This is a genomic window from Pseudomonas sp. BYT-1 (assembly GCF_023611805.1).
Classification (GTDB): Bacteria; Pseudomonadota; Gammaproteobacteria; order Pseudomonadales; family Pseudomonadaceae; genus Aquipseudomonas; species Aquipseudomonas guariconensis.
In genome coordinates, this window is sequence record NZ_CP072559.1 from 4,695,299 (window position 1) to 4,715,146 (window position 19,848).

19 protein-coding genes and 1 pseudogene are annotated in these 19,848 nt (G+C 62.4%); 8 read left to right on the forward strand and 12 right to left on the reverse strand.

Features of this window, described 5'->3' with window-relative positions:
• Positions 1-96 precede the first annotated feature (96 nt).
• Complete coding sequence (locus tag J5X93_RS21915) at positions 97-1,071, forward strand: 2-hydroxyacid dehydrogenase (protein WP_043207386.1); 975 nt, start codon at positions 97-99, stop codon at positions 1,069-1,071.
• Between the two features lie 53 nt (positions 1,072-1,124).
• Here J5X93_RS21915 and J5X93_RS21920 read toward each other — a convergent pair whose 3' ends face one another.
• The 4 genes from J5X93_RS21920 to J5X93_RS21935 all read right to left on the reverse strand — a co-directional run bounded on the left by J5X93_RS21920 (position 1,125) and on the right by J5X93_RS21935 (position 4,935).
• Positions 1,125-2,063, reverse strand: coding sequence for a glycosyltransferase family 2 protein (locus J5X93_RS21920; RefSeq protein WP_043207384.1), 939 nt, complete (start codon positions 2,061-2,063; stop codon positions 1,125-1,127).
• Entirely contained in the window at positions 2,060-2,308 is a 249-nt protein-coding gene (locus J5X93_RS21925; protein ID WP_250033976.1) for a GtrA domain-containing protein, read from the reverse strand. The genes J5X93_RS21920 and J5X93_RS21925 overlap by 4 nt, the downstream gene beginning before the upstream one ends.
• Positions 2,309-2,423: 115 nt before the next feature.
• Entirely contained in the window at positions 2,424-3,926 is a 1,503-nt protein-coding gene (locus tag J5X93_RS21930; protein ID WP_250033978.1) for a glucosyltransferase domain-containing protein, read from the reverse strand.
• 106 nt (positions 3,927-4,032) lie between these two features.
• Positions 4,033-4,935, reverse strand: coding sequence for a DMT family transporter (locus tag J5X93_RS21935; protein WP_043207378.1), 903 nt, complete (start codon positions 4,933-4,935; stop codon positions 4,033-4,035).
• A 245-nt stretch (positions 4,936-5,180) separates the two neighbouring features.
• Between J5X93_RS21935 and J5X93_RS21940 the strand changes: the two genes are divergently transcribed.
• The 3 genes from J5X93_RS21940 to J5X93_RS21950 all read left to right on the forward strand — a co-directional run bounded on the left by J5X93_RS21940 (position 5,181) and on the right by J5X93_RS21950 (position 7,042).
• The gene (locus J5X93_RS21940; protein WP_043207374.1) at positions 5,181-6,056 is read left to right on the forward strand and encodes a helix-turn-helix domain-containing protein; all 876 of its coding nucleotides are present in this window, start codon (positions 5,181-5,183) and stop codon (positions 6,054-6,056) included.
• A gap of 209 nt (positions 6,057-6,265) precedes the next feature.
• A complete protein-coding gene (locus tag J5X93_RS21945; protein WP_090346828.1) occupies positions 6,266-6,613 on the forward strand; it encodes an HPF/RaiA family ribosome-associated protein in 348 nt (115 codons plus the stop codon).
• 126 nt (positions 6,614-6,739) lie between these two features.
• Complete coding sequence (locus J5X93_RS21950) at positions 6,740-7,042, forward strand: DUF3509 domain-containing protein (protein ID WP_043207369.1); 303 nt, start codon at positions 6,740-6,742, stop codon at positions 7,040-7,042.
• Positions 7,043-7,045: 3 nt separating this feature from the next.
• Here J5X93_RS21950 and J5X93_RS21955 read toward each other — a convergent pair.
• A pseudogene (locus J5X93_RS21955) lies at positions 7,046-7,171 on the reverse strand (phosphate-starvation-inducible protein PsiE); the annotation flags it as partial.
• A gap of 211 nt (positions 7,172-7,382) precedes the next feature.
• Here J5X93_RS21955 and J5X93_RS21960 point away from each other — a divergent pair.
• Positions 7,383-7,655: a DUF4225 domain-containing protein gene (locus tag J5X93_RS21960; RefSeq protein ID WP_090346827.1), complete on the forward strand. Its 273-nt coding sequence runs from the start codon at positions 7,383-7,385 to the stop codon at positions 7,653-7,655.
• A 566-nt stretch (positions 7,656-8,221) separates the two neighbouring features.
• Here J5X93_RS21960 and J5X93_RS21965 read toward each other — a convergent pair.
• On the reverse strand, positions 8,222-8,692 hold the full coding sequence (locus tag J5X93_RS21965; protein ID WP_043207367.1) for a phosphate-starvation-inducible protein PsiE: 471 nt from the start codon (positions 8,690-8,692) through the stop codon (positions 8,222-8,224).
• Between the two features lie 239 nt (positions 8,693-8,931).
• On the opposite strand from J5X93_RS21965, the gene J5X93_RS21970 reads away from it, so the two are divergent.
• Positions 8,932-9,192 carry a YebG family protein gene (locus J5X93_RS21970; protein WP_043207364.1) on the forward strand — a complete coding sequence of 87 codons (261 nt, stop codon included), beginning with the start codon at positions 8,932-8,934 and terminating at the stop codon, positions 9,190-9,192.
• Positions 9,193-9,199: 7 nt separating this feature from the next.
• Here the strand turns inward: J5X93_RS21970 and J5X93_RS21975 are convergent, their stop codons facing one another.
• A complete protein-coding gene (locus J5X93_RS21975; RefSeq protein WP_090346826.1) occupies positions 9,200-10,219 on the reverse strand; it encodes a Leu/Phe/Val dehydrogenase in 1,020 nt (339 codons plus the stop codon).
• A gap of 124 nt (positions 10,220-10,343) precedes the next feature.
• Here J5X93_RS21975 and J5X93_RS21980 point away from each other — a divergent pair, with 124 nt between their 5' ends.
• Positions 10,344-11,150, forward strand: a complete 807-nt coding sequence (locus J5X93_RS21980) for a SirB1 family protein (RefSeq protein ID WP_070576309.1) — start codon at positions 10,344-10,346, stop codon at positions 11,148-11,150.
• Here the strand turns inward: J5X93_RS21980 and maiA are convergent.
• From maiA to hmgA, 3 genes are read right to left on the reverse strand one after another with little or no spacing between them, the layout of a single operon-like run.
• A complete protein-coding gene (maiA, locus tag J5X93_RS21985; protein ID WP_090346825.1) occupies positions 11,144-11,776 on the reverse strand; it encodes a maleylacetoacetate isomerase in 633 nt (210 codons plus the stop codon). The two genes, J5X93_RS21980 and maiA, sit on opposite strands and share 7 nt — an antisense overlap.
• 12 nt (positions 11,777-11,788) lie before the next feature.
• The gene (gene fahA, locus J5X93_RS21990) at positions 11,789-13,081 is read right to left on the reverse strand and encodes a fumarylacetoacetase (protein WP_250033980.1); all 1,293 of its coding nucleotides are present in this window, start codon (positions 13,079-13,081) and stop codon (positions 11,789-11,791) included.
• Positions 13,082-13,084: 3 nt separating this feature from the next.
• Complete coding sequence (gene hmgA, locus J5X93_RS21995) at positions 13,085-14,386, reverse strand: homogentisate 1,2-dioxygenase (protein ID WP_043209578.1); 1,302 nt, start codon at positions 14,384-14,386, stop codon at positions 13,085-13,087.
• 198 nt (positions 14,387-14,584) lie between these two features.
• On the opposite strand from hmgA, the gene J5X93_RS22000 reads away from it, so the two are divergent.
• Positions 14,585-15,367 (forward strand): IclR family transcriptional regulator, encoded by a 783-nt coding sequence (locus J5X93_RS22000; protein ID WP_043209580.1) that lies wholly within the window; start codon positions 14,585-14,587, stop codon positions 15,365-15,367.
• A gap of 40 nt (positions 15,368-15,407) precedes the next feature.
• Here the strand turns inward: J5X93_RS22000 and J5X93_RS22005 are convergent, their stop codons facing one another.
• Complete coding sequence (locus J5X93_RS22005) at positions 15,408-18,575, reverse strand: dermonecrotic toxin domain-containing protein (RefSeq protein ID WP_250033981.1); 3,168 nt, start codon at positions 18,573-18,575, stop codon at positions 15,408-15,410.
• 354 nt (positions 18,576-18,929) lie between these two features.
• Positions 18,930-19,835, reverse strand: a complete 906-nt coding sequence (locus J5X93_RS22010; protein WP_250033983.1) for an alpha/beta fold hydrolase — start codon at positions 19,833-19,835, stop codon at positions 18,930-18,932.
• Positions 19,836-19,848: the final 13 nt, after the last annotated feature.

Sequence of the window (19,848 nt, forward strand, 5' to 3'; positions counted from 1 at the left end):
GCCGCAAGAAAAACCAGGCCCACGCCGCCCGGCTTTTCTTGCCGCTCGAAGCGTGAAGCTTGTAGCTTTCAATTTTTTGCCATGAGAAGTAGCCCGATGAAAAAGACCGTCCTGGCCTTCAGCCGCATCACCCCGGCCATGGCCGAACGCCTGCAGCAAGACTTCAACGTGATCGTGCCCAACCCCAAGCACGGTGACATCGCCGCCCAGTTCAACGAAGCCCTGCCCCAGGCCCATGGCCTGATCGGCGTCGGTCGCAAGCTCGGCCGGGCGCAGCTCGAGGGCGCAGGCAAGCTGGAGGTGGTGTCCAGCGTCTCGGTCGGCTACGACAACTACGACCTGGACTATTTCAACGAGCGCGGCATCGCCCTGACCAACACCCCCGACGTGCTCACCGAAAGCACCGCCGACCTGGCCTTCGCCCTGGTCATGGGCTGTGCGCGCCGGGTCGCCGAGCTCGACGCCTGGACCAAGGCTGGCCACTGGCAAGCCACCGTCGGCCCAGCCCATTTCGGCAGCGACGTGCATGGCAAGACCCTTGGCATCGTCGGTCTGGGCAACATCGGCGCCGCCATCGCCCGGCGCGGCCGCTTCGGTTTCAACATGCAGGTGCTGTACAGCGGCAACAACCGCAAGCCCGCACTGGAACAGGAGCTTGGAGCCCAATACCGCAGCCTGGAGCAACTGCTGGCCGAAGCCGACTTCGTGTGCCTGGTGGTGCCGTTGTCGGAGGCCACGCGCAAGTTGATCGGTGCCCGCGAGCTCAAACTGATGAAGCCCAGCGCCTTTTTGGTCAACGTCTCCCGCGGGCCGGTAGTGGACGAGGCGGCGCTGGTCGAGGCGCTGCAGAGCGGCACGATTCGCGGTGCCGGGCTGGACGTGTACGAGAAAGAGCCGCTGGCCGACTCGCCGCTGTTCACGCTGCCCAATGCCCTGACCCTGCCACACGTAGGTTCTGCCACCGCTGAAACCCGCGAAGCCATGGCCAATCGGGCGATCGACAACCTGCGCGCGGCGCTGTTGGGCGAGCGACCTCGGGACCTGGTCAACCCGCAGGTCTGGAAGGGCTGAGTCGTGTTTCAGGAGGCCTTCGCGGGTGAACCCACGAAGGCCTCAGCGCCGCACTACCTGATCTTGCGCCGCCTGCCGACGACCTTGCGCACCACATAGCGCGGCCGGTGCTTGGTTTCCTGGTAGATCCGCCCGATGTACTCCCCCAGGATGCCGATGCCGATCAGCTGCACCCCGCCCAGGAACAAAATGGCCGTCATCAACGATGGATATCCCGGCACATCGGTCCCCCACAGCAATTTGTCGACCACCATGTACACCGCAAAGGCAAACGCGAACAGCGACACCCCACCGCCTACGTAAGTCCATAGCCGCAAGGGCACGGTGCTGAACGAGGTGATGCCGTCTAGCGCCAGGTTCCACAGTCGCCAGACGCTGAACTTACTGTTGCCCGCGACCCGCGGCGGCCGGTCGTACTCGATGATTTCGGTGCGAAACCCCACCCACGACAATACCCCTTTCATGAACAACTGCTGCTCCGGCAACTGGCGGATCGCGGCGACCACCTTGCGGTCGAGCAGACGAAAATCACCGACGTTCTCCTCGATGTGGGTCGAGGCGATGCGGTTGTGCAGGCGGTAATAGAGCCGCGCGCTCCAGCGCTTGAACGGCGTATCGGCAGCCCGGTCGCGGCGCTTGGCCAGGACCACGTCGGCGCCCTGCTGCCAGCGTTCGACCATCTGCGCGACCAGCTCGATGGGGTCCTGCAGATCGACATCGATCGGCACCATGGCATCGCCCTCGGCGTACTCCAGCCCGGCGAACAGCGCCGACTCCTTGCCGAAGTTGCGCGAGAAATTGATCACCGTGACCCATTCATCGCGCATAGCCAGGTCTGCGCAGATGGCCTCGGTGCCATCGGTGCTGCCATCGTTGATGAACAGAATCTCCACTGTCATGCCCTGCAACGACGGCTCGCGCCGCACGGCGCGGTAGAAGCGCTCCAGGGTGTCCTGCTCGTTGTACACCGGCACGATCAGGGAAATGTTCATGGCGCCCTCCGTCTGAACACTACAGTGCGCGAATAGCTATAGCCCACCACCAGGCTGACCGTGGAGAACGCCACGAGGGTCAACCAGGGCGACAGGCGCGCCCAGTCGGACACCGCCCCCATGGCCAGGCTCAGCCCTCCCATACCCGCCAGGAACAACAGGTAGCGCTTGCCGCCTGGCCGGGCGAAGAAGGTGTAGCGGGCGTTGAGCTGGTAGGACAGGCTCGCCGCCCCGGCAAAGGCCAATACATGCTCAGCGCCTGGCTGCGCCCAAGGACCAGGTGCAGCACGAAGAACACGAGCCAGTGCACGCCTGTGTTGACCAGGCCGACCACGCCATAGCGGGCGAAGCGCCGAAGGTTCACCAACGGTAGCGCTCGGGGTCGCGGGGCTTTTTCATCAGCACGTAGACGGTATCGCCCAACCCATGGATGTCATAGAACTTGCCCCGCACTACAGGTTGCGGGCTACGCGCCAGCACCTGTCGACGGTCCAGCGGCGGATGCGAGCCGAAGTTGCTCAGGCCTACACGCGGCATCATTTCCGGGAGCAGCAGGTAGTTGATGTTGAGCACATAACGCAGCGCCGGCATGGCCTTGAACGAGCCACTGGCGGCCGGCAACCACTGGCCGCCAGAGTCGATGCCCAGCACGTAGTAGCGTCGGGCGCTGGCCAGCGAGGGCTGGGCGCTGATGTCGTGGGCCAGGGCGAAGGTGACGGCCTGGTGCAGCGTCTTCTGCACGATCAGCACGCGGCCGTAGGCGAAGGCGAACGACAGCATGCACAACAGCGGTATCACCAGCAGCCAGCCCAGGCGCGGGTGGATTTCACTGAGCGCCTCATGGGCGAGCAGCAGCACCAGCAGCATGAGCACGCCCAGGCCCATCAAGGTGCGCGCGCCATCGTTGAAATCGGCGAACACCAACGTGATGCCGGGGATTAGCAGCAGAATCACCGGTATCGGCACCAGCAACGCCAGGCATAAGCCGACCCGGGCGCCGACGCTGCCCTGCCCGTCCAGCACACGCCAGAGCTGCCGGGCCAGCGCGACGATCGCGAGCGCGATCAACACCAGGCAGCACCACGTGGTGCCCGGCGTGAACAACAACCCCACTCGCTCGCCGATCACCTCCAGCCGTGCCACAGTGATGAACGGCCAAGGCCCCTCGACAGGCAGCAAGCCCTGGCGCAAGGGCGTCATCAGTTGATAGGCCGTCAGCCCATACAGCGCACAACCGCCCAGCGCCTGGCCCAGGCGCCCTAGCGCATGGCGCCAGACCTGGCCGCACCGCTTGCCCAGCATTACCTGGCGCATGACCTCCACACCGCACAGCCCGGCGAACACGTTCAGGCTGATCTGGTAGAAAGCCAGCGCCACCGCCACCAGCAGTGCGCCGCAGAGTATCTGTCGCCAGCTGCCAGGCTCCAGGGTGATGGCCAGCACACAGGCGGCCAGCGCCAGTGCCATGGTCGGTCCGTCGTACTGGTAAGAGAGGTTTTGCAGGAAGAACGGTTGATACCACAGAGGCAGCACCACCAGTACCGCGCTGGCGGTGGGAGCGACGAAATAGTGACGCACAAGGCGGGCCAGGGCCAGGGCGGCCGCCGTGCCTGCCAGCAACAGCGGCAAGGGGAACAGGTTCGGCGCCCCATGGCCGAAGCCAAGTGCGCCGTAGAACAGGTCGTTCATCACCCGCCCCTCGACTGCCCAGGCATTGCCGGCCAGATGCCCGCGCCAGCTGTCGTCCATGTACGGGTAGTCAGCCAGCAACAGCGGGATCAGATGCAGGCCGAGGGCGAGCAGGCACAGCAACTGCACCTGGCGGTACGACAGGTGTCGGTCCCAGGCTGACAGTGTCGACATGGCCGGATCCAACGATAAAAGGTCTGGCCTAGTGTAGACACCGGCGAATCTGACGCGCGGTATTCGCGGGCTTCCCCATGAAAGAACCGCACCAGAGGGCCGTCGCCTACCTCACGCCGACCGCACGCCCCATCACCTTGGCCTTTGGCTTGCGAAACACCAGCACGTTGCCCGCCATCACCGCCACCAGCCCCAGCAGCGCTGGCGCCGTCCACTGGTAGCCCTCGGCGACGGCCGAGACATTCAACGCCACCAGCGGGAACAGCACCGTGCAGTAGGCCGCCCGCTCCGGCCCCATGCGTCCGACCAAGGTCAGGTAGGCGGTGAAACCGATGACCGACCCCGGGATCACCAGGTACAGCAGCGAACCGATGTAGCGGGTGTTCCATTCCATGTCGAAGGGAATGCCGCTGAGCAGGCAGTACAGTGCCAGCATCATCGCCCCATACACCATGCCCCAGGCGTTGGTGGTCATGGGCTTGAGCCCTGCCTTCTGCTGCACGCTGGAAAGCATGTTGCCCGCCGAGAAACACAATGTGCCCAGCAACGCCAGGCCCAGGCCGTACAAGGTCTCGCGGCTGGCGGTGTGGCTGAACAGCTCCGGCCAGAACAGCAGGCCCAGGCCCACCAGCCCCAAGGCACCACCACCCAACACATTGGCGGCGATACGCTGGCCAAAGAAGATCCGCGCGTTGAGTGCGTTCCATAGGGTGGCGGTAGAGAACACCACGGCGATCAGCCCACTGGCAATCCACTGGCTGGCGGTGAGAAAACACATGAAGTTGACGCAGAACAGGCAAAAACCCTGGGCCAGGCACACCAGGTGGGCGCGGCGGTTCATCGGTTGCAGGCGCCGGGTGAGCAAGAGGATGGCGAACAGGATCAACCCGGCCAGGGCGAAGCGATAGACGATCGACACCGGGATGGCGACCACGCCCAGCTGCAGTTTCAGGGCGATCCAGGTGGTGCCCCAGATCAGGACAGTGAGCAGATAGAGCGAGAGGTTCATGGCAGGACTTCCGTGGCGGTCACAAGAGCTGGGGCTGCGTTGCAGCCCATCGCAGGCTTCGCCAGCGCCCACAAGGCTCAGTGGCGCCTGCAGGCGAAGCCTGTGATCGAGGGCCCAGCCCTCGTCGTGATCTCCAGTCTCCACCCGCCGCCGATGCCTGCGCTTGCACAAACTTGCGCATTTGCCATCCCCGGGGCTGTCAGCCCGAACGCCACGCAGTAGGATGGCAACACGAGGAATCGCCGATGACCCCACTGACCCAATTGCAAGTTTTCAACGCCATGCACGCCTCCCCCAATGCCCGCCTGGAGCTGAGCGCGCACCTGGGCGACGGCCTGGCTGCAGCAATGTGGAGCAATCGCGACGATGCCCGCGACTACCAGGCACCGAGCCACCATACCCTGTCGTGCTACATCGCCGACGGCACCGGCACCTTCCGACGTCAGCGCCCGGCCGACAAAGGCGCGCCGGACAAACTGTGCATCATGCCCGCAGGACACGAGTCCAACTGGGTGGTCAATGGGCACATCCGCCTGGCCCACCTCTACATCAGCGAGGCCCAGTTCGCCCTGGGTTGCCTGCACCTGCTCGACCGCGAACCGCGGGAAATGCAGCTGCAAGAGGCGACCTTCCTCGATGATCCGCAACAGGCCCGACGCTTCCGCCAACTGGTGACCCTGGACTGGGACGAACCCGGCGAGCGTCTCTTGGCCAGTAGCCTGGCCCACGAAATTGTCGACCACGCCGTGCTCAGCCAGGCAGGTCTGCGCCAGGGCCTGCGCCTGAAGGGCGGCCTGGCACCGCACCAGCGCCGGCAGCTGGTGGAGTACATCGAAGCGCACCTGGACCAACCCATCACCCTGGGCGAGCTGGCCGTGCGCTGCAACCTGTCCGAATACCACTTCGCCCGCATGTTCCGTACAAGCTTCGGCCTGCCGCCGCACCAGTACCTGCTGGCCCGCCGCCTCAACCGCGCCTGCCAGCTGTTGCGCCTGGGCCAGTTGCCGCTGGGCCAGGTGGCCCTGCTATGTGGATTCGCCAGCGCCAGCCACTTCAGCAACCGCTTCCGCCAGGCCCTGGGCGCGACGCCCGGGGACTACCGGGCGGCCTTCTCCGGCTGAGCAACGAGCGCACGTTCGCCGGGCGCATCAGCACCAGAAGCATGTTTCGGCGGTTTGCCAAGGCCGATTTGCAACAGAAAATTTATTTTCTAAAGGGGCTTGATTTCGTTTCGCCGTTGGCTGACTTTAGGGTCAAGAGGCGAAGAAATTCCAAGGGCCTCAAAGGCCTAGGCGCGTCTCTTGCGAGCAAGCTGAATAAGGATTGAATCATGCAAATCCAGGTCAACAGCAGCAATCACATCGAAGGCAACATCCGGCTCAACGAGTGGGTTCGCAGCACGCTTGAAAGCACGCTCGAACGCTACGAGGACGACCTCACCCGCATCGAGGTCCACCTGCGTGACGAGAACGGCGCCAAGCCCGGCCCACATGACAAACGCTGCCAGATGGAGGCTCGCCCGAAAGGCCATCAACCGATTTCCGTGACCCACACCGCCACGTCCCTGGACCAGGCTGTGGATGGCGCCGCCAGCAAGCTGAACAACGCGCTGGAGCACTTCTACGGCAAGTTGCGCAGCAAACGTGGGGTACTTCAGATGAGCGACCCTGAAGCCTGAACCCCGCGATCGACAAAGAACGCCCGGCTTTGCCGGGCGTTTTCATGTCCACCGATCAATGGCCCTGAACCAACCGCGCGCTCAGTCGGTCAACCTCTGCAGTCATTCATTGCAGACCGCCCGACCATGCACAATCCATTCGACCAGATCAGCGACGCCTTCGCCCCCGAGTACCGGGTCAACCTGAGCATCGAACGCCTGGACGGCAGCATCATGCTCACCCTCTCCGACGACAGCGGTGTGGTCGCCAAACGCCTGATCACCGCCGCCCAGCGCAATGACCCGCAGCGTCTGCAGCGGGTGATCGACAGCATCCGCCTGGGGCTGGCCATCGAACTGGGCCAGAACCCGCTGGAGGTCCTGGCCGCCCTCACCCAAGCCCCCCACCAGACACCACGCCGCTTCCCCGCCGCCGGCCTGGCCAACTGACCCCTACTTGCCGTTCTCGACCTCTTTGCCATCGGCATCGAGCACCTTGGTGGACGGATAGCGGTACGAGGCGTAGCGCACCACAAGAATCGAAAACGCCAGCAGCAGGATGCCGCCGCACAGGTACAGATGCGGCTTCCGCGCAACGCACCCCAATACGCTATCTAGCATCAGGCGATTACTAGATCCCGGAGAGCCGGTACGCCTGCGTGCAATAAAAAAACCGATGACTATTTCTCAGTCTATGCCAGAAGTTTCGTATCGCTGGGGCACGGCAGAATGTCCAATAATATGTATGAAATAGAGGCAATTTATCGGCCGGTCGCTCAGATTGTGCTCAGTGAGGAAGGCTTACCAACAGGCTGCAAAAAGAGTGGGAGCAGGCGCCTTGGAAGGAAATATGGCTTATGGTTCCGTCGACTTGGCTCTTTCGGCCTACAGCCTTAGTAAGCTGATATTGAAACCAGATGCATGGCGTTTATTTAGGTATGTACGCAGCGATTATGTTCGAGGATATGAGAAATCAAGCAAAGCGGCATTAGCATTTGAAGCCATCTCCGACACCGCCACCCTCAACGCCTTATATATGGAGAGTCAAAGCGGTGACCAGTAACCCGTTACTGATGGAGGCCTTATACCTACTGATCTCCCTGATAGCCTTCTTGGCCTTCCACTCGACATCAAAAATAATTTCCGGAGCACGTCTTACCCCTAGAGTATTTTTAATTTTTCTTGCACCACTTATACTCTGGGGAGCGACCCAACTCAGCGTAGCCCGTTATGGCTATGTTTTATTCTATCTACCCTCCCGAGATTTTTTGGGAGGTGACTATATAATCCGCTGGATCGCGTTCATAAGCGCCCTGCTTCAAATATTTTGTCTGCCGAGCAAAGACAGTCCAAGACGATACTTGTCACGACAGTGAACTCAATGTTCCCCAGCTGCACATCTTGAACACCTAGACTCTGTACGGAATGTATCCGCACTCGCCCATACTACGTTTAAACGGGGCTCGGAATGCTCATGCACTCCAGCGCACTTCGCTTTCTGACCCCGTTTCGCCTAGTCTGGCGCAAATACACTTCATATCCCTGGGGACACGGCTACTCTTCAACCCGTTCAGCGCCGGGTTCGCAACCGAGCAACAACAGCATGGCCCAGGCCTGGCCAACTGACCCCTACTTGCCGTCCTCGACCTCTTTGCCATTGGCATCGAGCACCTTGGTGGACGGATAGCGGTACGAGGCGTAGCGCACCACAAGAATCGAAAACGCCAGCAGCAGGATGCCGCCGCACAGGTACAGCAGCCCGACGTCTGGCGCTTTGTGGTGCGAGACATCGCCGATCAGCAGACGGGTCAGCGCGGTGATCGCCACATACAGCAGGAAGCGGATCGGCATGTGGTTGGTCTTGAAATAGATACCGACCATCGCCCCCAGCTCCAAGTAGATGAACAGCAGCAGGATGTCATCGACGCTGACCCCACCTTTGCCCAGCATGTCCAGGAAGGTCACCACCGCCGCATAGGCAGTGATGGCGCCGATGCCGAACAACGCCAGGTAGTGGAACGCCTCGACGCACAGGTTGCCCAGCGAGTCCGCCGAGCCATGCAGGCCCTTGCGTAGTTTTTCTGCCCATTTGATGTTCACGATGTTCGTTTTCCCCGATACGAGCTGAAGGATGATGCGTCACCTCTGTGACGCTTGTGCATGCAGTAAAAAGGCCAGGCCTTTGCCTTGGAAGGCGACCGATTGCCGCAAGACACCTGTGGGCTAGGCTCTGAAGGGAAAAGGCCATCACTTGAGTTGCATCACGGTGGCTGGAGCGAGTACTGTATATAAATACAGTTAACCCATAACCCCAACAGCAAAAGGCACAGAGGTGATGAATGGCCGTCGAAGTGGTGTACCGCAGCAGCCGCGACCCGGAGCGCTTGTTCATGGATAAGGCCGAAGCAGACCGTCACGACAAAATGCTCGAACTGGCCGAGCGCCTGGCCGAGGTGCTGCAAAAGGCCGTGCCATCGTTGAGCGAACAGCAAGTCGAGGAAGCCGGCATCTACATGGCCAAGAACCGCGACGTGTTCGCCCGGGCCTTCAAGAACCAGCCGGATGCCTTGGCCGAGCTGCTTGAGAATCAGGCTGAATGACCCAGGCTCATCCGTAGAGCAACCGCTCCGCCAGCATCTGCGCCACCCGCGCTGGCGAACGCTTCTCCGCCTGGGCATGGGCAAACACTTCGGTCAGCCGCGTGGGAATGCGCGCCAGGTGTGCGGTGATGGTGCCCAGGTCCTCGCCCCGGTGGGTCAGGGCCACATAGATCAGGCCACCGGCATTGATCACGTAGTCCGGCGCATAGAGGATGCCGCGATTTTCCAGCTGATCCGCCACTTGCAGCGTAGTGAGCTGGTTGTTCGCCGCGCCTGCCACGGCAGCGCAGCGCAACTGCATCACGCTCTGGCCATTGAGCACCGGCCCGACGCCACAGGGGGCAAAGATGTCGCAGGGAGTGCTGATCAGCGCGTCGTTGGTCACAGGATGTGCCCCCAATTGCTCCACGGCCAGGCGTACGCGTCCAGGATCCAGGTCGCTGACCAATAATTCCGCGCCCGCCGCGTGCAACTGTTCGGCCAAGGCATAGCCGACATTGCCCAAGCCTTGCACAGCGATGCGCAGCCCCTCCAGGTTATCGCTGCCCAAACGCGCCATGGACGTGGCGCGAATGCCCGCGAACACACCCATCGCGGCATGCGGCGACGGGTCGCCTGAGGCTGTGGTGCTGGTGACATGGGGTGTGGTCTGGGCGATGCAGTCCATGTCCAGGGTGGAGGTGCCGCTGTCCACGGCGGTGATGAAGCGCCCCTGCAGGGTATCGATGAACCGGCCGAATGCTTCGAACAGCGCGGCGCGGTTTTCCACATGCGGATTGCGCACGATCACCGCTTTGCCGCCCCCCAAAGGCAGGCCCGCCAATGCCGCCTTGTAGCTCATGCCCTGGGCCAGACGGATGGCGTCGGTCATGGCACTTTCATCATCGGCATAGGGTAGATAGCGACAGCCGCCCATGGCCGGGCCCAACTGCTCGCTATGAATGACCACGACGGCCTTGAGGCCTGTCGGCGGGTCGATGCACAGGTGCAAGGACTGGGTGCGGGTGCTTTGCATGAGCGCGAACATCAACGGGCTCCCCCGAGAGGTGCTCCTTCCAGTATAGGCAGGCCGCCAGGCTCCGAGCCTCTGGCGGACCACTGGACGAAAGCACGCGCCAAGGCTAAAAGATAAGCGTATGCGGAGAGTGCCCATGAACCCACGTCAAGCCTGCCTGGCCTGCCTGGATCGCGAGCCTGTCGCCCTGCTGGAAGCAACGCTGTGGATAGCGGCCGAGCACGACCGGACGGTAGAGCCGGCGGCGAGCCTCGCCCAGGTGCACGACTTGCAGCGAGAAATCAGCGCCAACCTGCCAATGCTGCCGCTCCACGAGCTGGCCCAGCCCCTGCTGCGTCAACTCAATGCCCTGGGTTTCGCGCAGGATGAATACCATCCGTTGCGGCCCCAGGTGGCGTTGATGGACAAAGTCTTGCAGCGCCGCCGCGGCCAGCCGTTGACCCTGGCCATCCTCGCCCTGGAACTGGCGCGACGCCTATCGATCCCCCTGGAGGGCGTGAACTTCCCCGGCCACTTCCTGCTGCGTGTGCCCGGGGCCGACCATTTGCTCGATCCCTGTGGCGGGCGACGGTTGTACCCCGCCGACTGCCGCGAACTGCTGGCCCGCCAGTTCGGTCCCCATATGCCGTTGAGCGCCGAACACATGCACAGCGCTGCCCCCATGCAGATGCTCCAGCGCCTGTCGCGCAACCTGCGACATCTGCACAGCAGCAACGAAAACGACCTGGCCGCCTTGATCGACGCCGAACGGGTGATGCAACTAGGCCCGGTACTGGCAAGCGACTACCTGGCCCGCGCCACGCTCTACCAGCACCTGGATTGCCCCCAGGCCGAGCGCTATGACTTGGAGCACGCCTTGCTGCTGACCGACGATCCGATCCAGCGTCTGAAATTGAGCGAACGGCTTGGCCAACTCCCGTCGACCAAGCGTTCGATTCACTGAGCCGGGGTGTCCGGCTGGCAGGAGGGATGCGCCTTGGCGAAGGCCGGGTGTGCCTGTGCCAAAGCAGCCACGCGAGCGATGCGTGGATAGCCGCTGAGGTCGACATTGAATCGCTCGGCGGCGTAGAGCTGAGGGATCAGGTAGACATCTGCCAACCCCGGCTCGTCACCGAAGCAGAAGCCTCGATCACCGATCAATTGTTCCACCGCCGCCAGGCCCTGGCCGATCCAGTGGGCGATCCACTGGTTGACCTGGGTATCGTCATGGCCCAACTGACGCAACTGGTTGAGCACGCTGACGTTGTGCAGCGGGTGGACGTCGCAGCCGATGATCGCCGCCACACCCCGCACTTTGGCCCGAGACTCGGCACTGGCCGGCAACAGCGCAGGTTGTGGATAAACCTCTTCGAGATACTCGATGATCGCCGGTGACTGCACCAGCAACTCCCCGCCATCGGTCCGCAGCGCGGGCACTCGCCCCTGGGGGTTGAGCGCCAGGTAGTGCGCCCCACGCTGCTCGCCCTTGAGCAGGTTGACCGGCAGGGCCTGGTAATCCAGCCCCTTGAGCGCCAGGGCGATGCGTACCCGATACGAGGAAGTGGAACGGTAATAGGTGAACAGCTCCATCGCCCTGACCTCTCAGTTGGCCGAGATGATCTTGCCGCGGCATTCGCCGAAGCCGATGCTCGCCACGCCGTCACGGATGCAGCGGGCACGCAGGATGATCTCGTCGCCGTCCTCCAGGAACTTGCGCACCTCGCCGCTGGCCAGCTCCACCGGATGCTTGCCACCTTCGGTGATCTCCAGAAGGCTGCCGAACGAGCCGGGCGTGGCGCCGGACAGCGTGCCCGAACCGAACAGGTCACCCGGCTGCAACTGGCAACCGTTGACACTGTGGTGAGCCACCATCTGGGCCACGGTCCAGTACATGCTGCGGGTGTTGCTCAGGGTCAGGCGATGGGCTGGCAGGCCCTGCTCGCGCATCTTCTCGGTAACCAGCAGCACTTCCAGTTCGATATCGAAGGCACCCGCGTCCTGGTCACGCTTGTCCAGCAGGTAGGACAGGGGCTGCGGGTCGCCTTCAGGACGCGGCGCCTGGGCGCAACGGAACGGCTCGAGGGCTTCGGCGGTAACCACCCAGGGCGAGATGCTGGTGATGAAGCTCTTGGACAGGAACGGGCCCAGTGGCTGGTATTCCCAGGCCTGGATATCGCGCGCGGACCAGTCGTTGAGCAGGCAGTAGCCGGCCACATGCTCAGCGGCGTCGCTCACCGGGATGGGCTGGCCCATGTCGTTGCCTTGGCCGATCCAGATGCCCAATTCCAGCTCGTAGTCCAGGCGCGCACACGGGCCGAAGTTCGGTTCGGTCTGCCCGGCCGGCAGGGTCTGGCCCTTGGGACGGCGCACGTCGGTACCAGAGGGACGGATGGTGGAGGCACGGCCGTGGTAACCGATCGGCACGTATTTGTAGTTGGGCAGCAGCGGGTTGTCCGGGCGGAACAGCTTGCCCACGTTCTTGGCGTGTTCGATGCCTACGTAGAAGTCGGTGTAGTCGCCGATCTTCGCAGGCAGGTGCAGTTGGCAATCGCTGGCCGGATACAGGGCAGCCTTCAAGGCCGCTTGATGCTCGCTGTGCTCGCCCAGCAGCACCATCAAACGCTCGCGCAAGGCCACACGGGCTTCACGGCCCAGGGCGAAGAACGCATTCAGCGCGCCGCCTCGGGTGGCTTCGGCAGCGACCTTGGCCTGGCCGTCGAACAGGCCGGCGCCCAGCACGGCTTCCAGATCGAGGATCGCGTCACCGATGGCTACGCCACAACGCGGTGCCTGGCCTGGACGGCTGAAGATGCCCAGGGGCAGGTTCTGCAACGGGAAGTCGCTGTGCCCGTTGGCGTGCTCGACCCAGCTACGGGCGATGGCGGTCTGGTTCATGGGTTATCTCCGATTCGGGTTGAAGGTGCTCGGCAAGGTGGCCCAGCAACTATCGTAGTCGGCCTGCAGTTGCGGGCACTCGAGGGCATGACGGCTCGGACGCAGCACCTGGCTGGTCTCGAACATGAATGCCATGGTGTTGTCGATCTTGTGCGGCGCCAGGTCCGCGGCGATGGCCTTCTCGCAGGTTTCGGCGTCTGGCCCGTGGGCGCTCATCACACCGTGCAGCGAGGCACCGCCCGGCAGGAAACCTTCAGCCTTGGCGTCGTAGGCCCCCTGGATCAGGCCCATGAATTCGTTCATCAGGTTGCGGTGGAACCAAGGTGGACGGAAGGTGTTCTCGGCCACCATCCAGCGTGGCGGGAAGATCACGAAGTCCATGTTGGCCATGCCGTGGACGCTGGTCGGCGAGGTGAGCACGGTGAAGATGGAAGGATCGGGATGGTCGAAGCTGACCGTGCCGATGGTATTGAAGCGACGCAGGTCGTACTTATACGGCACGTTGCTGCCGTGCCAGGCGACCACATCCAGCGGCGAGTGCTGCAGTTCGCAGGCCCAGTGTTCGCCGAGGAACTTCTGCACCAGTTGCACTGGCCCGCTGACCTCTTCGTAGCGCGCCACTGGGGTCAGGAAGTCACGCGGGTTGGCCAGGCCATTGCTGCCGATCGGGCCCAGGTCCGGGATGCGCAGCGGGGCACCATGGTTCTCGGCAATGTAGCCACGGGCCTGGCCGTCGAGCAGCTCGACGCGGAACTTCATGCCCCGAGGGATCACGGCGATCTCCAGCGGCTCGACTTCCATCACCCCCAGTTCGGTGGCGATGCGCAGGCGGCCTTGCTCCGGCACCAGTAGCAGTTCGCCGTCGGCATTGAAGAACACCCGTTCCATGGAACGATTGGCACGATAGATGTAGATGCTCACGCCAGCCGGCTTCTCCGAGGCCGAGTTGGCCACCATCGGCAGCCAGCCTTCGATGAAATCGGTGGGCTCGGACGGGATCGGCTGGGGGCTCCAGCGCAGGCGGTTGGGGGTGATCTGGCCCAGCGGGCCGGTCAGCGGTTGACGCTCCAGACGCTCGAAGCGCGGGTGCAGCGCCGAGGGACGGATGCGGTACAGCCAGGTACGACGCAGCTCGCTGCGGGCCATGGTGAACGCGGTACCCGAGAGCAGTTCGGCGTACAGGCCGTAAGGGGCTTTCTGTGGGGAGTTCTGCCCGACCGGCAGGGCGCCGGGCAGCGCTTCACTGGCGAACTCGTTGCCGAAGCCGCTCAGGTACTGAAGATCAGGGGAAGAATCGAGATTCATCGGGTGCCTCCGGGCTCGATGAGAGCCGTTGCTGGCAGCTGGCTGCTGGCCCTGTCCGGCGCGTTCCGGTGAGTACTCCAGGCGTTGCAGCGCGTCTGCATTGTTTTTATCGTAATCAGATTACGAATAACGTAATTTGATTGCCGAAAGGCGTCAAGCTATAAAGACGCCCACCTGTCTCCCCTGGATTCCCATCCCATGGCCAAAGCCAGCTCCCCTGCCGATAACGGCAAGCAGAAGGTCCGCTCGGCGGAAGTCGGCACCGACATTCTCAAAGCCCTTGCCGAACTCTCTCCATCCACGTCGCTGTCGCGACTGGCCGAACACGTGGACATGCCGGCGAGCAAGGTGCATCGCTACTTGCAGGCGCTGATCGCCAGCGGCTTCGCCGAGCAGGATCCTGCCACCAACCATTATGGGCTGGGCCGTGAGGCACTGCGGGTGGGCATGGCGGCGCTGGGTAGCATCGACGTGCTGAAGGTCGCGGCGCTGCCCCTGTCGCAACTGCGCGACGAGCTCAACGAAAGCTGTTTCATTGCGGTGTGGGGCAATCAGGGGGCGACGGTGGTCAGCATCGAGCCTGCGGTGCGCGCGGTGACGGTGGTCACGCAGATCGGCTCGGTCCTGCCGCTGCTCAGTTCGTCCACAGGCCTGGTGTTCGCCGCCCACCTGCCCGAACGCGAGACAGTGGAACTGCGCGACCAGGAGCTGGCCGCCATGGACCAGTCATTCAGCGACTACGAGCCCGTGCTGGCCCAGATCCGTGCACGCGGGCTGCATCACGTGCACGGTTTGCTGATGCCCGGCGTGGACGCGCTGTCCGCGCCGGTGTTCAACGCCATGGGCCAGATTGCCGCGGTGATGACGGTGGTCGGTCCGACGTCGATCTTCCATGCCGACGAACAGGGACCGGCGGCGAAGCGCTTGCTGGCGGCGGCAGGCGCCGTCAGCAAGCGTATGGGGTATGAGCCAGAGGCCTAGCTCATGCGTTGAGGTGCCGTCCCTGACCCCGATGGCGGCCTCAGGTGAACTGACGAGGGGCTGATTGCTCTGTGGAAGCAACCAGTTGCGTATACCACGACAACTCTTCCTCGAATCGTTTATTCAACGGTTGGAAAGCACCCGAGCCAAGCTCCTTGAACACCTCATGCCGCTCATAGAACGCTTTGAGTGCCTCGACTTGGTTCTTCACCCACAGACTCAGTGCGGATGACTCCCCAGGAAACAACGTCGACCAGAGTTTGCTGCCTCGATCAACCAGCTGGGTACCATAGAACTTCACCACATCCGTAATCCCGGGCAAGCTGGCGACGGCTCCGAGCAGGGATAACAGTGCTGCCGTCTTATCGCCATCACGCAACGCCGCGAGGCTGCGGTAGAACCCAGCGCCGGCCTTGATGAAGCCCAGAACGATTCGCGCCGGCGGGAACGCCAAGGCGATGACATCCGCCACCAGACCGACCAGCCAGAACACCTCTTGGGTGATACGCCTCGCCGCGCTGTAGGCATCGCGTTTCGCATCGGCCAGCAAGCGCTGTATACGCTGGCGTAGAGCAACCGAAAGATCCCGGATGTTGTACAGCACCTGCAACGACCGGGCGATCCTCGCATTTCCCTTGCTTTCTGACGCATCGGCGAAGTCATCGTTTCGCACGCTCTCATTGAGTTCGCGGATCAACAGTTCATCGTCAATCGAGACATGCGCGTAGACCCAGTCCTGCAGAGCATCGCTTCGCCACTGCTCGACAAAATCCTCGACCGTATAAAGGTACCGCCCACCAGGCCCATCGCTGAGATAGACCAAAGTGCCCTTGGCCTGGGGCGACTGCAGCAGGTACCCACCGACTACAGCGGCCCCGTTGATCTTCAGCATTGCCAATTTGCAATCGTCGACGAAACTGCCCCGATGAAATGCCATGCAGACCGGTTTCAGCCAGTCGGCATGCGCGTCGCTGAGGCGTCCGCTCTGCAGCTCCACCAGACAATCGCGTTGAATTTTCATGCCTGTGATGTGGCGATGCAGCTCCAGCGGCCTGGACTGGGCATCTGCGTCCGGGTCGAGATAACTCTTGCGGATCTCATCGCAGTACCCCTCACCGAGCCTGGCGGCCCGGATGTAACCATCGATCGCTCGGTTGCTCAAATGGGACAGGTCCTGGCCCACGGTCGACGTCAGCCTGGCGAAGTCCCTGAAATTGAAATCCGCGGGGTATCCGCTGGCCACCACTTGGGTCAAGGACTGACGAACGCCATGCTCCAGCTCGACCAGAACGGTATCGGCATCGATCCATCCCTCCTTCTTACCCGGGAAACGATTGATGCGCTCGCTCACGCGGTCACGGGCATAGGCCATGAACGTCGGCACCTGGGCAGCTGCCTGGTAATCCGTCATCAGCACGCGCAACTCGTGGTCGATGTCGTCCACGCGTCGTTGCAGCGTCCCGTCCGGCCTGGCAGGTACCACCGGCCGGATCTCTTCGAGATCGTCGAGAATCTTCATCACCCTCAACTCGGTCCAGTGCTGGATCACCTGCTGCCAGCCGTCAATGTCCTGCGGATGCAGGATGATCGTCTCGCGTGACCATTCCTGAGGCAGGCTGGCTATACGCGTCAGATATCGATTCAACGCAGGACGGTCGGCATGGCGGACACGCTCGACGAGGTAGTCGCGCCCCGCAGGCATGGCCGTCAGTGCCCCCAGCGCGAAACTCATCTGCCCAGGTGAGTTGAACGCTTGCAGATCGCCCGCCGGCGACCCGGGCGCATAGAGCACATGGATATCATCGCTGTAGATGTACAGATGATCGGTCAGAAGCATTTCGCCATTGATGGACAACAGGGCCACCGTGATGGTGCTTGTTCCGGAGCGCTGCGCCCATGTGTCCTGTGTGGCCTGCTCGAGCAACCGCACCGCTCTGCGATCAAGGCCCTGGAAGTCCGCCGCCTGCCTGGCGAGTTGCAGCCTGGCATCCAGCGCTCTGCTCAGCAGATAGCGGTTTTCGTCGAGGGCATAGGTCTGCTCGACGTGCTCGACATAACCTCGATGCAGCTGTAATTCATTGGCGAGCGACCATACGCCTTGGTCGCCCAGGGCCTTGCGCAGGCCCTCGTGCTGGATCGTCATTGCCAGGCGCTTGCCATGGTAAGCACCGCCACAGACCCATTCGAGCAGTGAAACCATTTGCGGCGGCGCATCCGCTGTGAAGTCGTGTCTGACATGCAGTCGTACCTGTTCGGCAGACAATTGCGCAAACCCTTTAGCGGTCAACCAAGCGTCAAGTTGCTGGCTGGCATAGGTGTAGAAGTCACTGTGCTGAGTTTGCTCGGCCAGTTGGCGCTCGGTTTCGTTCACAGCCTGATGCAGCTTCGCCAACCGCTCGCGCTCGGCAGGCGACAGGTGTCGCAACCACTGCGGCGCCAGGTCCTTGCGCAAAGCACCGACGGCATCGGCCACGCTTGCTTGGAGTTGTTCGAACAAGGGCACAAGGGCAACGGCACCCTCACCGTTTTCAGGCTCAGCAGCAAGCCCGTCGATGACCAGCCGGCGTTGCAGCAACTGCATATCTTCAAGCAGATACACCTCAGGTCGACTCCGCAGCGGCCTCAACACCAGCTCCACGGACGTGGTGTCCGTCAGGGCCGCACGCGCTCGGGCGGGCAGACCCTGTGTCCAGCAATTATCCGCCCGCAGGTAGCGGACCAATGTCTCGACCATACGTTGATGGCTATCGAACCAGACACCGGCCCCCAAGCCGTAGAGGACGAAAGACAGCTCATCGTCATAGGGGTTATCGCACAACGCCACAAAGCCAGGAATACGCACCAGCTCACCCTCTTTCGTCTTCAGTGAGACGGATGCAAAGACGGGATCAGCGTCTGGCAGCAGAGCTTCGATGTCCTGTCTGGGAGCGCCACGACGCAAGGCACGGGCTCGCACCTGCAGAGTCAGCAACGCCCGAAGCTGTTCATTCAGCAGCGGGGACTGCTCCATCCACCAGTGATCGCTTTTGACCTGCCAATGTTCGTCCAGCCACCGCTCGGGATCGTCGACAGGCGTGACACGAGGCGGCAAGCCGGGCGCAAGCGCAACTTCGCCCTGCATCATCATGGTCAACACGACCAAAGCGCTCAGGACATCCTGGCCAGCGACAGGCGAGACCGTGGAAGGAAAGGTCAAGGGAAAATTCATGACTTCTGTCTCAATGCAATGTAGGAAATCGCAATGTGCAGAAATCAGAAAGAACAAAGCTGATGGAAATGCAGGTGTACTAACCTACGTTCAGACCTGAAGAACCTACTGAAAACGCCGCAATGAGCCTCGAGACGAGGGGAAGGATTATCACCGGCAATGTAAAGGTGAATGTCACAAGGAGGTGTTTTTCCCACCTCGAGATACACCTATTCTTACGGCATTGGATCGGTACGAAGGCGCCCCCCAGCCTTTCGGGCCACCAAGGTTCACCGACGTTGATTTTGAAGCTCCTTGATCTAACGTCTCGATTGGCCGCTGCGATGCAGCGGCCTTTTTTATGCCTGCAACCCCCTAGGACCAGGCCACCTTGCGTGGCGCCTCGATCATCGGCTGTTCACGAAACGACAGGTAATGGCGCAGCACCTGTTGCGGAGCCTCGGTGTGGGGATAGTGCCCAATGCCCGGCAGCGCCACGGTGTCGGGATCGGGTACCAACTGCCGGTAGCGCTCGAGCATCCGCGCGCCTGACAGCGGATCGGCCACGCCATTGATGAAACGCAGCGGTACACATCGTCGCAGCAAGGCGCCCACCCAGCGCTCACGGTGCAGGCGTCGCTCGGGCAGGTAACCGATCAGCTTGTGCAGGATGCGCGTGCCGCGATTGGCAACGATCAGACTCCAATAATCATCCAGGGCACTTTCGCTCGGGTGCGTGCAAGGGCCATAGATATGGCTGACGTTGCGCACCAGGTCATCGCGCCCAAAGCTGCGGGACACCAGCCAGCCTAGGGGGCTGAGCAGCAGCTTTTGCACCAGCAAGACCTGGTAGCACTCTGGGAACAGCCCACTGTTGAGGAACACGCAGCTGGCGATCTCGATGCGTTGTTCACAGTGGCGCGCCAGCAACTCCTGGGCAACGGTGCCGCCGTAGTCGTGGGCCAGCAGATGTACAGGCTGATCGATGTTCAGATGGGCGAGCAAGGCCTGTTGCAGGTCGGCTTGCTCCATCAGGCTGTAGTCATGGTCCAGCGGCTTGGCCGAGTCGCCAAAGCCGAGCATGTCGCAAGCGACCACACGAAAGCGCTGGGTCAAGGGTACCCACAGGTAGTGCCAATCCCAGCTGGCCGTGGGGAAACCGTGAAGTAGAAGCAGTGGCTCTCCCTGCCCTGCTGTCCAGTAGCGGATGGTCTGGCCCCGAAAGGCAAAACTCTGAGCTCGGGTACGCCAGACGCACAATGGTATTTCGGCCAGTGGCATCAGTGTTGTCCCG